Here is an 11,619-nt window from a genome sequence, read left to right as displayed (position 1 = left end):
CCTCACAGGGTCTCCTGGCGAACCAAGTCCTCATAGGTTTCGCGTCGCCGCGCGACGCGGATCTGGCGTCCGTCCACCACCACCTCGCAGGCGCGGGGCCTGCTATTGTAGTTCGAGCTCATGGCGAAGCCGTAGGCGCCCGCGCCGAAGACAGCCAGCAGGTCGCCCTCGGCGACCTCGGGCAGCGGGCGGTCCTTGGCGAAGTAGTCGCCGCTCTCGCACACCGGCCCAACGATGTCGGCGGGGCTGAAGCCGTCGCTCGCAAAGGGCTGGTCGCTCTCGACGGGCCAGACCCTGTGGTGGGCATCGTAGAGGGCGGGGCGGATGAGGTCGTTCATCGCGGCGTCGCAGATGACGAAGCGGCGGCCATCGCGGTTGCGCTTGACGTAGACCACGCGGGTGAGGAGCACGCCGGCGTTGCCGACGATGAAGCGGCCGGGCTCCATGATGAGCTTCAGCCGCTTGGGGGCCGCCGCGAGCATGGGCAGCAGCAACTCGGCAAACGCGCTGGGCGGCGGCGCCTGCCCGGGCACATAGTCAATGCCGAACCCGCCGCCGATGTTCACCCACTCGATGGCGCTGTTGGCCGGCACGCAATCAGTCGCGAAGGCGATGAGCTTGCCCAGGGAGGCGGCGTGGGGCTTGGGGTCGGTGACCTGGGAGCCGATGTGGGCGTGATAGCCCACGAGGCGCACGTGCGGCCATTCGGCCACCCTGGCCACGAGGTTGCGAGCGCTCTCCAGGTCAATGCCGAACTTGGTTTCCTTCTTGCCGGTGGTGATGTGGCGGTGAGTCTTGGGGTCAATATCGGGGTTCAGACGCAGCGCGACGCGTGCCTGCACTCGGCGGTCGGCCGCCTCGCGGTTGATGGCGGCGAGCTCGGGCTCGGACTCGACGTTGAGCATCAGCACGCCGGCTTCGAGGGCCTGGCGGATTTCGGCGCGCGTCTTGCCCACGCCGGCGAAGACGATCTTGGCGGGGTCGGCTCCCGCGGCCTGGGCGCGGTAGAGTTCGCCGCCCGAGACGATGTCGAAGCCGGCGCCCAGGTCTCGGAGGAGGCGCAGGATGGAGAGGTTGCTGTTGGCCTTCACCGAGTAGCAGATGAGGGGCGCGGCCGGGGCGAAGGCGTGAGCGAGGGCAAGGTAGTTGCCCTCGATGGCCTGGCGGCTGTAGACGTAGCACGGGGTGCCCACCTCGCGCGCGATGTCGGCAGCATCGCGCTCCTCGCACACCAGGTGTCCGCCCCGATAGGTGAACGTGTCGCTCATGCTGTTTCTGGCCGGGGAGGCGGGCCGGGCCGTCTACCCTTGCGATCTCCACTCCAGGCGAAGCCGTTCGCGGGTGCCCAGCAGCAGCTCGTGGCTCTGCTCCTGGAGGTCCTGGACCACGACACGGGTGATCTTGAGCCCGTCCAGATAGGTCCCGTTCGAACTGAGGTCTTCGATCTCGACACAGCGCTCGTCGCTGTAGCTGAGGCGCACGTGTTTGCGCGACACGGTCTTGAAGTCGCGCTCCTCGTCGCGCTGCTCCGGGGCCAGGGCGAGCCACGCCTTGCAGCGCCGCAGCGAGATGTCGCAACTGCGGCTGCGCCCGATCACCACGGTGGCCCCGCGCCACAGCGGGTATTCCTCGCCCTGCACGAATCCGGCGACCCCGACGAGCACAGGTCCCTCGGGCACGGGCAGGCTCCTCACCACCGCCTGGCTCCTAACTCCCGAGAAGGTAACAGATTGGGCTTCAAATTTCAAGCGAAAATCGGCCCTCTCATTTCTCCGGTTGCGACGCCCCGGCCGGCCGGCGGCGGAGGCGACTGCCGGGCGCCCGGCGGGCACCCTGTTGGGCACTACTGTCAGTCGGGAGCCGGGTCGCAGGCTGCCACCTTCCAGTCGCAGCGCCAGGTGGGGCTTGTGGCCTTGAGCAGCGTGAAGCGGTACCGCCCCTCGGAGTACATGGCCATGCCGCGCTGGCGGAACACCAGGTGGCACATGATGGGCTGCACGGTGATCTGGAGCCCGCCGATCTTCCTCGGCGAGTGCTCCTCGGGGATCGCGGGGGCCAGGAGCAGCAGCGTGTTGTACTGGGCGGTGGGAAGGGACGAGGTGTCCAGGAGTGTGAACCAGTGGTCCACCTCGTCGGCCGGGAAGGTGGCGAGGGCCTCGCTGTAATCATAGGTTTGGGGGGGTAACCGCTTGAGGATCTTGTATTCGCGGATTGCGAGGCCCAGATCGGCGATGGCGAGGGTCGCATCGGGGGCCACGTTGGCCTCGTCGCAGCTCTCCAGGTAGGCCCGTAACACGCGCACAGGGGCTGGGGCGGGCCAGAGGGCGATCACGAGCGCCACGGCCAGCAGGAGGGCGGCCGGGATGGTGAAGTGGCGCGTGTGCACGCGGTCGAGCAGGCCCGGCTTGAGGAGGGCCTCGGCCTCGCGGCGCTGGTCCTCTTGTTTCGCAGCGGCCTCGACCGAGCGGCGCAGGGCCGCGCGCTGTTCGTCGGTCACCGGAGCCGAGCGAGGCGTGAGGTCAATCGCCGCCGCTGCGGCGGCGAGCGCGCCGCGGTTCTGCTCGCCCAGCAGCGCGTTGAGTTGCGCCGCCGTGATCAGGCGTTTGCTCACCAGCACGGAGCCGAGGCGCAGGTCCTCCTGCCCCGGCAGCTTGCGGACGCGCTCGAGGTGCCTCAGGCAGGCATCGAGCTGCTCGCGCGTCAGGAGGCCGCGCGAGACGGCCAGTTCGCCGAGCTTGAGCCGGGCGGCCGGGGCGGCGGCGCGAGGCGGCGCCTTCGCCGGCCGGGTTCGCTGCGCGGCATCCGCCGCCGCCACAAAGGCTCGCTTGCATGCGGCGCACTGCACCTTCTGGCCCAGGCGCTCGTCGGCAATGGTATAGCTGCGCCCGCAGGGGCAGCGAACCGTGGCCATGGATTGCAGAGCTCCAGTGCGTGGGAGAACAGGACCTGCCCCGCCACTGGCATCATGCGGCGGCCCGCCCGGGTCGGGGCGCGTCTCATTATAGACCAGCCCCCCCATTCCGAGTCAAGCCGCGAATCGGGTCGCTACCTCCCGCCGCGGGCGTTTGAGGGACAGTTGACTTTTCGAGCCCCCGCGGCTAACCTATGAGGCCATTCGCCGACGGCGGCCGACCTCGGGTCGGGCCTGCCGTCGCACCCACGCAGCCTGGAGAACGCGGATGAGCGAGAAGGTGAGAGTCGGCTTCATTGGCTCGGGCGGCATCGCAGGCACCCACATCAAGTACCTCAAGCTGGTCAAGGACGTGGAGGTCGTCGCCCTGAGCGATGTGTCGCAGGCCGCGATGGACGCCCGCATCAGGGAGCAGCAGCTTCAGGATGTCAAGACCTTCACCGACTACACGCAGATGCTCAAGATGAAGGGCCTCGACGCAGTGAGCGTCTGTACGCCCAACTACCTGCACTACAAGCCGACCCTGGACGCCCTGCGCGCCGGCAAGCACGTGATTGTCGAGAAGCCCATGGCCATGAACGCTCGCGAGGCGAAGGCCATGTGCGAGGCGGCGAAGAAGGCGGGCAAGGTGCTCACGATTGGCTTCCAGCAGCGCTTCGACCCCGGAGCGCGGTTCGTGCGCCGGGCCGTCGAGGAGGGGAAGCTGGGTGATATCGTGTACGTGCGCGCCCAGGCGCTGCGCCGCCGCGGCATCCCGTCGTGGGGCGTCTTCGGCCGCAAGGACCTCCAGGGTGGCGGGCCGCTCATTGACATCGGCGTCCACATCATCGAGGTCAGCCACTACCTCATGGGCAAGCCCAAGCCCGTCGCCGCGAGCGCCAACTGCTACACCTACCTCGGCAACAAGAAGCCCGAGGCCACCGCCCCCTGGGGCGACTGGGACTACAAGACCTACACGGTCGAGGACCTGGCCATCGGCCTTGTGCGGTTCGACAACGGTGCCACGCTCGTCATCGAGGCCAGCTTCGCCGCACACATGGAAGACAACGACATCTTTAAGACCACGCTCATGGGCACCAAGGCGGGCGCGTCGTGGGGCGGCGGCCCGCCGCGCATCTTCACCGACTACTGCGGCAAGATGGTGAACATCGAGCCCAAGGTGCTGGAGAAGGAGGACGGCTTCGCCGTGAAGATGCGGAGCTGGATCGAGAGCATCCACGGTGCCCCGAACCCCGCCCCCGGCGAGGACGGCCTGGCCGTCCAGCAGATCCTCGACGCCCTCTATCTCAGCGCCGAAAAGGGCCACGAGGTGGCGATCAAGTAGGGAGATTCCCTCTCCACAAGCGCCCTCGCGAGGCTTCCAACGCCTTCGGGAGGGGAGCCCTCGTCCCCCTCGCGCGACATCTGCCATGCGCAGCGAAGTTGAGGCATCTCTCCGTGCCCCGGGCGCAAGGAAGGAGAGACTCCTCGACTTCGCTGCGCTTCGCCCGGAGTGACGCCTCTTCGGGTCATGCCGCACCTCGTTGGGCTGCTACCACGCGCACATGCCGCCCGCGATCACCGACCCGCGCCATCGGCTTTCTCCGTCGGTCTTCCCTGCATGCTCCCCCTTACTCTCCCTGCTGCCTCCGCGTGAGACTCTCTCCTTCTGGCCGCGGAGCGGCCGGCCGTCGCGTCCCCACGCGGAGGGCAGGGACGAGAGGAGCAGGGAAGGGCGGGGCCTTTGACAACAGTGGGGGCATTTGGTAAGGATAGGGGGCGGCTCGGAACCAGGGAGAAGGAGGAGACCATGGTCGGCGTGGCCGTGATCGGGGCGGGGAACTGGGGCAAGAACCTGGTGCGGAACTTCGCCGCGCTGCCAGGGGCCGAGCTGCGCTATGTGTGCGACACGAACGAGAAGGCCCGCCTGGCCATGGCTCAGGCCTATCCCAAGGCGCGGGCGGTGACGGAACTGGCCGGCCCGCTGCACGATCCCGCCGTGGACGCCGTGGTGGTGGCGGTGGACGCCCCTGCCCACTATGCCGTGGCCAAGGCCGCGCTGGAGGCGGGCAAACACGTGTACGTGGAGAAGCCGCTTACGCTCGCTGCCGCCCAGGCCCAGGAACTCACCGACTTGGCCGCCTCGAGGGGCCGCAAGCTTATGGTCGGCCATCTGCTCGAGTACCATCCCGCCGTGAACTACATGAAGGACCTGATCGCCCGCGGTACAGTGGGCAAGACGCTGTACCTCTACTTCCAGCGGGTGAATCTGGGGATCGTGCGGAGCACGGAGAATGCCTGGTGGTCGCTCGCGCCGCACGACATCTCGGTGGCCTGCTACCTCTTCGACGCCACGCCCGCCAGCGTGTCGGCCACGGGCCACGCCTACCTCCAGGAGGGGATCGAGGACGTGGTGTTCGCCAACCTGAAGTTCGCCGACGGGCGGATGGCGCACATCCACGTGTCGTGGCTCGACCCGCACAAGATTCGAAAGGTCACCCTCGTCGGCTCGCAGAAGATGGTGGTCTTCGACGACATGGACGCTTCGGAGAAGATCCGCATCTACGACAAGGGGGCCGACGTGCAGCGCAAGAGCGTGGAGAGCTACATCGAGGCGATCACGCTGCGCACGGGCGACATCCTGATCCCGCAGGTGCCCGGCGGCGAGCCGCTCCAGCTCGAGTGTCAGCACTTCATCCAGTGTATCGTGAAGGATACGAAGCCGCGCAGCGACGGGGCGGATGGGGTGCGCGTGGTCAGGGTGCTGGAGGCGGGGAGCAGGTCGTTGGCGCAGGGCGGCGAGCCGGCGAGGGTGTGATGCTTGAGGCGTGTTGACACTCGGCGGGCCTCTCGCTATCCTGGGGGGTGTGCAGGGGTGAAGGGCCGCGTTGTGGAACTTGACTTCACCCAAGACGTGCGGGACGCGATCGAGGAACGTCGGATCCCGATCGAGCGGCGGGGGCGTGTGGTGACGGTCCCCGAGAGGACCGAAGCAGATGCGGGGGATTCGGATCTCGAGCACTTTCTTGCCCGGGTTCCAGAGCACGGCAACCGTGTCCGTCGAGTCGCAGCGAATCCCCGCGTCCGGCCCGTGCTGGTGATCACCGCGTTCTTCGACCGGAGAGTGAGGGACCTGCCATGAGGCTGAAGGTGGACAGGAGCGCCGACGCCCTCTATCTGCGGCTTGACGAGTCCCCTATCGTCGAATCCGAGGATGTAGCGCCGGGCGTTGTGCCGGATTTCGACGGCGAGAACCACGTTGTCGGTGTGGAAATCCTTCGGCTCTCTGAACGTTCGCCCAGCGTCAAGCCTGGCGAGCTCCTGATCCAGACGATGTGACCCACCGCGGTCCCGAGAACGAAGGAAACCCGTCGGACGCGTACCAACAGCAGGAAGGAAAAAAGCATGAAGAGACTGGGGCTTGCTGTGATGGTGGTTGGCGTGGCGAGCGCCTTCGCTGGCGCGGCGCTGCCGAGCTACAAGAAGCTCACGATCACCGACAAGTTCTACTGCGAGGGAGCCTACTACGCCGACTTCAACAAGGACGGCAAGCTCGACGTGGTGTCGGGGCCGTTCTGGTACGAGGGGCCGGACTTCCAGAAGTCCCACGCGGTGCGGCCGCCCAAGGCCTTCGACCCCAAGGGGTATTCGGACAACTTCCTTACCTACACGGGCGACTTCAACGGCGATGGTTGGCCCGACATCTTCTACGTGCCCTTCCCCGGCGCCGCGGGCTCCTGGTATGAGAACCCTCAGGGCAAGGAGGGTCACTGGAAGGCTCACCTGGCCCTCAAGGCCGTGGACAATGAGTCGCCGATGTGGGGTGACATCAACAAGGATGGCAAGCCCGAACTGATCTTCAACATGGACGGCTTCTTCGGCTATGCGACGTATGACACCGCGAAACCCTACGAGCCGTGGACGTTCGTGCCTGTGACGCCGAAGGGCAATTACGGCAAGTTCCAGCACGGCATCGGCTTCGGCGACGTGAACGGCGATGGGCGCAACGACCTGCTCGAGCAGGGCGGCTGGTGGGAGCAGCCGGCCGACGCCAAGCCCGGCGACCCCTGGAAGAAGCACCCCTTCCAGTTCGCCGCCGCCGCCGCCCAGATGTTCACCTACGACATTGACGGCGACGGCCTCAACGACGTGGTCACCACCTGGCAGTGCCATCAGTACGGCCTCGTGTGGTACAAGCAGCTCAAGGACGACAAGGGCGAGATCACCTGGAAGCAGAACGTCATCCTGCCCGTCAAGCCCGACCTCCAGTCCGACGCGCTGCGCATCAGCCAGCTACACGGCTTCGACGTGGCCGACGTGAACGGCGACGGCGTGCTGGACATCCTGACGGGCAAGCGCTTCTGGGCGCACGGCCCGACCGGCGACGCCGAACCTGACGCGCCTGCTGTGGTCTACTGGTTCATCGTGAAGCGCAATCCCGACAAGAGCGTGGAGTTCACGCCGCTGAAGGTGGACGACAACTCGGGCGTGGGCACCCAGGTGGCCGCGGCCGACCTCAACGGCGACAAGGTGCCCGACGTGATCGTGGGCAACAAGAAGGGCACCTTCATCTTCCTGAGCGAGCCGGCGAAGTAGAGCCCAGGCGGTCTCGACAGGGCAAGCGGCTGGCTGCTCTCGTCGGGCAGGTCCGACACGTCCGACTGGTCTGACCCCCATGCTCTCGATGGAGTGCCTGCGCCATGCAAGCTCGATTCTCTCGTCGCCAATGGCTCGGTCGCGTGGCCGGCGCCGCCGGCGCCTGCGCCGTCAGGCGCCTGACCATTCTCGCCGCCGATGCGCCCAACTCGAAGCTCGGCACCGCCCTCATCGGCTGCGGCGGGCGCGGCAGAGCGCACCTGCCCATCGCCGCCCAGGAACGTCTCGTCGCCCTCGTGGACGCCGATGAGAAGCAGGCGGCCAGCACGCTCAAGTGGATCGCCAGCTACGCCGAGAAGAACAAGCTCACCGACTTCAAGCCCGAGAGCGTGAAACTGTTCACCGACTACCGGCAGCTCTTCGACAAGATGGGCAGGGACCTCGACGCGGTGTTCATCGCCACGCCCGACCACCATCACGCCCTGCCCTGCACGCTGGCGGTGAAGGCGGGCGTGCACGTCTACTGCGAGAAGCCCGTCACCCACAACATCGGCGAGGCCAGGAAACTGGCCGAGACCTGCCGCCAGAACCCCAAGGTGATGACCCAGATGGGCAACCAGGGCCTCGCCGCCGGCGGCGACCAGGCCCTGGCCGAATACCTCGCGGCCGGCGCCATCGGCAAGCTCCTGGAGGTCCACTCCTGGCACGCCTGGACAGGGCGCTTCGGCGGCTCGATGCAGCGGCCCCCCGCGCAGCCCGTGCCCGCGGGGCTCAACTGGGACCTCTGGCTCGGCCCCGCCCCCTACCGCGACTACCACGCCGGCCTCCACCCCGGCACCTGGCACGGCTGGTGCGACTTCGGCACCGGCTCGATCGGCGGCTGGTCCACCCACATGCTCGACGCCGTCTTCTTCGCCCTCAAGCTCGGCGCGCCCAGGACGGTCGAGGTCCTCGAGATGGACGACGCGAGCGACGACCGCTTCCCCGCACGCGTCATCATCCGCTACGACTTCCCACAGCGGGGCGACCTCCCGCCCGCCACCGTCATCTGGTACGACGGCAGTTACGCGAAGGCCAAGGACCCAACGAAGAGCCAGGGCGCCCCGCCCGAGCAGCTCAACCGTCCGAAGCTCGCCCTGGAGCTGGAGAAGAAGTACGAACGGCGGCTGGGCGACGCCGCGTCGCTCTTCGTCGGCGAGAAGGGCATCATCCACGTCGGCTCCCACGGCGGCGCGCCCCGCATCCTGCCCGAGGAGCAGCACAAGGCCACGCCCGTGCCGCCGCGGACTCTGCCGCGCCCCAAGGGCGGCATCCACGGCGACTTCATCCGCGCCTGCAAGGAGGGCGGCGAGCCGCCCATCTCGAACTTCCCGGGCTTCGCCTGTCCGATGATGGAGTGCATCTACGTCGGCCACGTCGCCATCCGAGCGGGTGTCGGCAAGAAGGTCGAGTGGGACGGCGAGAAGCTCCAGTGCACCAACCTCCCCGAGGTCAACCGCTGGGTCAGCCGCGAGCCGAGAAAGGGATGGGAACTGTGAGCGCTTGCCCTTGAGCGCACAAGTGCGACAGGTGGGACACGTCGGACAGGTCAGGCAAGCCGGACTGGTGGGACAGGTCTGACGGGTTGCCCCAGGACCCCATGCGCACCACCCTTACCCACGACGCGATGGCGACGACCTTCCGGATGGTCATCGCCGATGAGGAGGCGGCCTATGCCCGTCAGGCGGCGGCCGAGGCATTCGCCGAGTTGGACCGCGTCGAGGCCCGCCTGAGCCGCTTCGCCGAGGGCAGCGACATCTGGCGCATCAACCGTCTGCGTGTTGGCGAGGCTACGTTCGTCCATCACGACACCCTCGAGTGCATCCGCATCGCCGAACAGGTCCGCTGCGACACCGCCGACGCCTTCGACATCGCCTATGCTGGCAGGTCAGAAGGGGTCACGCCCCGCGGGCGCGCCCGTAGCCGCAAGCATCCCGCTTGCGGGCCGACGACAGGCGGGGCGTTTGTCGCCACGCCCATGCGCAGCGGCGCAGCACCCCCACTGATCGAGTTCGACGGGGAGGCTCATACCGTTCGCGTCCTCGCCGAGGGCGTTCACCTGGACCTCGGCGGCATTGGCAAGGGCTTCGCCCTCGACCGCATGGCCACGCTGCTCCGCGAGTGGGGGATTGGCTCGGCGCTGCTCTGCGCCAGCACGAGTACGCTTCTCGCGCTCGACGCCCCGTCCGACGAGGAAGGCTGGGCCGCGGAACTCGGCCCCGGCGATGCCCCGCAGCGCCTCGTGCTCGCGAACCAGGCCCTTGGCGCCTCGGGCCTTGGGGTCAAGGGCAGCCACATCATTGACCCGCGCACCGGCCGCCCCGCCGAGGGCCGCCTCCGCGCCTGGGCCATCGCTCCCAGCGCTGCTGTCGCCGATGCCCTCTCCACCGCCTTCATGGTGATGGGCGACGAGGAGATTCGCTCATGCTGCCGCCGCTCCGGTGCTTCGGCACGCCTGCTCTGCCCCCCAACGGGCATCTGTACAACGATACCGTGATTGCGCCTGCTGCACGGCGTGGCCGTGGTGTAGTGGTGTCGCGCTTTCGCGCGAAAGCGCCAGGCAGTTTTGCATACTTGTTCAAGTATGAAATCCTCGTTCCAATAGGGGCCGGGGGGAGCAGCCGACAGGCCAACCACCCATCAGGTAGCGTAATCCGCGGGGGATAGGACGACCAGGCGTTTCGCCTCGATGGCCTCGTTCACCTTGAGGGCGGCGACGGTGGCGGGGAAGGCGGCTTCGGCGGGGCAGGTGAGCTTGGCCTTGCCGCGGACGGCGTCGAGGAAGTTCTCCAGGTGCGGCTGGTGGGGCAGCTTGTCGAGGACGACGGGCAGGTCATAGCTCAAGACCAGGCCCGTCTCGCGGCTTTTCACGACGTTGGGGTCCTCGGGCTTGCCCTCCTCGATCTCCTTCTTCTCGGGCGCGGGCAGCGGCTCCTTGACCACGTAGTTGAGGCGGGCCCACTTGTCCCAGTCGGGCGCGTGGGCTTCGTGGAAGAGCTTGGTCCACCTGGGGAACTCGGAGATGCGCAGGGAGCCTTCAGTGCCCATGAACTGCTCGAAAGCGGCCACGCCGCCGGCCGTGGTGGTGGTGAGCACCTGGTAGGCGGCGCGGATGACTCCATCGGGCGTCTCGTAGTCCATCACGGCCATCACGTTGTCGGGCCACTCGCGGCCTTTGTAGAAGTCGGTGCCGCCTGCTGCGAGGATGCTCTTGGGGGGCGCGCCGAGGAACCAGTTGGCGACATCGAGCGCGTGGCCGAGGAGGCCGGCGAAGAGGCCGGCGGAGTGCTTGCGGAAGTGCCGCCAGTTGCGCAGCTCGTGCATGCTGGCGTAGCCGAACGGCTTGAGCTCGGCATCGCCCATCGCGGCGGCCTTGGGCCAGCCGAGGTCGTCGGCGACCGGCTGACACCACTGGGCGTTGAGGTGGGTGAGGCGCCCCGGGAGTTTCGCCTCACGGAGCAGTTTGTCGAGGGCGTGGATGTAGCGGGGGTTGCTGCGGCGCTGATAGCCGATCTGGAGGAGGCGGCCCGTCTCCCTGGCCGCCCGGGCCATCGCGCGGGCGCTCTCGACGGTGTTCGCCATCGGGCATTCGCAGTAGACGTGCAGCCCGGCTTTGAGGCAGGCGACGGCCTGCTCGGCGTGGACGTCGTCGGGCGTGGCGACGAGGACGGCGTCGAGGCCCTTCTCTTTGTCGAGCATCTCGCGATAATCGGCGTAGTCGTTGGCCTTGTGCTTGTAGACGCTGAGGTAGTACTTCGTGCCCTGGCGGCGATAGGGCCAGGCATCGCAGATGGCCTGAAAGCGGACGCCCGGGATGGGCAGCGTGGAGTTGATGAGCACGCGCCCCTGGTCGCCCGCGCCGACGAGGGCGACGTGGAGGGCATCGGAGGGCGCCTTGCCCGACTCGGCGGCGTGGGCGCCGAGGAGCACAAGACCCGCTCCGGCGGCGCCGGCCTCGAGGAACTCCCTGCGTTTCACGTTCTCAACCGCCTAGCGATGGGAAAAGACCACACGGACATTCATGGACACTCACCGACGAGCCCACCTCTACCTGGAGTGGCTTCAGACCGTGTGAGTCCCTGTGTGTCCGTGCC

General features: G+C 67.7%; 10 protein-coding genes. 6 read left to right on the top strand and 4 right to left on the bottom strand.

Going from position 1 to position 11,619, the window contains the following annotated elements:
- Positions 1-2 precede the first annotated feature (2 nt).
- The 3 genes from lysA to PLE19_04175 all read right to left on the bottom strand — a co-directional run bounded on the left by lysA (position 3) and on the right by PLE19_04175 (position 2,911).
- Positions 3-1,268 (bottom strand): diaminopimelate decarboxylase, encoded by a 1,266-nt coding sequence (lysA, locus tag PLE19_04185; GenBank protein ID HPD14120.1) that lies wholly within the window; start codon positions 1,266-1,268, stop codon positions 3-5.
- A 33-nt stretch (positions 1,269-1,301) separates the two neighbouring features.
- Positions 1,302-1,697 carry an FHA domain-containing protein gene (locus PLE19_04180; GenBank protein ID HPD14119.1) on the bottom strand — a complete coding sequence of 132 codons (396 nt, stop codon included), beginning with the start codon at positions 1,695-1,697 and terminating at the stop codon, positions 1,302-1,304.
- A 152-nt stretch (positions 1,698-1,849) separates the two neighbouring features.
- A complete protein-coding gene (locus PLE19_04175; GenBank protein ID HPD14118.1) occupies positions 1,850-2,911 on the bottom strand; it encodes a hypothetical protein in 1,062 nt (353 codons plus the stop codon).
- Between the two features lie 268 nt (positions 2,912-3,179).
- Between PLE19_04175 and PLE19_04170 the strand changes: the two genes are divergently transcribed.
- The 6 genes from PLE19_04170 to PLE19_04145 all read left to right on the top strand — a co-directional run bounded on the left by PLE19_04170 (position 3,180) and on the right by PLE19_04145 (position 10,022).
- Complete coding sequence (locus PLE19_04170) at positions 3,180-4,235, top strand: Gfo/Idh/MocA family oxidoreductase (GenBank protein HPD14117.1); 1,056 nt, start codon at positions 3,180-3,182, stop codon at positions 4,233-4,235.
- Between the two features lie 465 nt (positions 4,236-4,700).
- Positions 4,701-5,708 (top strand): Gfo/Idh/MocA family oxidoreductase, encoded by a 1,008-nt coding sequence (locus PLE19_04165; GenBank protein ID HPD14116.1) that lies wholly within the window; start codon positions 4,701-4,703, stop codon positions 5,706-5,708.
- A gap of 320 nt (positions 5,709-6,028) precedes the next feature.
- The gene (locus PLE19_04160; protein ID HPD14115.1) at positions 6,029-6,229 is read left to right on the top strand and encodes a DUF2283 domain-containing protein; all 201 of its coding nucleotides are present in this window, start codon (positions 6,029-6,031) and stop codon (positions 6,227-6,229) included.
- 66 nt (positions 6,230-6,295) lie between these two features.
- Positions 6,296-7,486: a VCBS repeat-containing protein gene (locus tag PLE19_04155; GenBank protein HPD14114.1), complete on the top strand. Its 1,191-nt coding sequence runs from the start codon at positions 6,296-6,298 to the stop codon at positions 7,484-7,486.
- A 104-nt stretch (positions 7,487-7,590) separates the two neighbouring features.
- A complete protein-coding gene (locus tag PLE19_04150) occupies positions 7,591-9,024 on the top strand; it encodes a Gfo/Idh/MocA family oxidoreductase (GenBank protein HPD14113.1) in 1,434 nt (477 codons plus the stop codon).
- A 101-nt stretch (positions 9,025-9,125) separates the two neighbouring features.
- Positions 9,126-10,022: an FAD:protein FMN transferase gene (locus PLE19_04145; GenBank protein HPD14112.1), complete on the top strand. Its 897-nt coding sequence runs from the start codon at positions 9,126-9,128 to the stop codon at positions 10,020-10,022.
- A gap of 143 nt (positions 10,023-10,165) precedes the next feature.
- Here PLE19_04145 and PLE19_04140 read toward each other — a convergent pair whose 3' ends face one another.
- On the bottom strand, positions 10,166-11,503 hold the full coding sequence (locus PLE19_04140; GenBank protein ID HPD14111.1) for a Gfo/Idh/MocA family oxidoreductase: 1,338 nt from the start codon (positions 11,501-11,503) through the stop codon (positions 10,166-10,168).
- Positions 11,504-11,619: the final 116 nt, after the last annotated feature.

The organism is Planctomycetota bacterium (assembly GCA_035384565.1).
Lineage (GTDB): Bacteria > Planctomycetota > PUPC01 > DSUN01 > DSUN01 > DAOOIT01.
The sequence above is the reverse complement of the archived record's forward strand: the minus strand, read 5'-3'. Positions and strand labels throughout refer to the sequence as shown.

Excerpts from the sequence above, each read along its gene's own strand:
- lysA (HPD14120.1), bottom strand. The coding sequence starts at position 1,268 with ATGAGCGACACGTTCACCTATCGGGGCGGACACCTGGTGTGCGAGGAG.
- PLE19_04175 (HPD14118.1), bottom strand. The coding sequence starts at position 2,911 with ATGGCCACGGTTCGCTGCCCCTGCGGGCGCAGCTATACCATTGCCGAC.
- PLE19_04170 (HPD14117.1), top strand. The coding sequence starts at position 3,180 with ATGAGCGAGAAGGTGAGAGTCGGCTTCATTGGCTCGGGCGGCATCGCA.
- PLE19_04165 (HPD14116.1), top strand. The coding sequence starts at position 4,701 with ATGGTCGGCGTGGCCGTGATCGGGGCGGGGAACTGGGGCAAGAACCTG.
- PLE19_04160 (HPD14115.1), top strand. The coding sequence starts at position 6,029 with ATGAGGCTGAAGGTGGACAGGAGCGCCGACGCCCTCTATCTGCGGCTT.
- PLE19_04155 (HPD14114.1), top strand. The coding sequence starts at position 6,296 with ATGAAGAGACTGGGGCTTGCTGTGATGGTGGTTGGCGTGGCGAGCGCC.
- PLE19_04150 (HPD14113.1), top strand. The coding sequence starts at position 7,591 with ATGCAAGCTCGATTCTCTCGTCGCCAATGGCTCGGTCGCGTGGCCGGC.
- PLE19_04145 (HPD14112.1), top strand. The coding sequence starts at position 9,126 with ATGCGCACCACCCTTACCCACGACGCGATGGCGACGACCTTCCGGATG.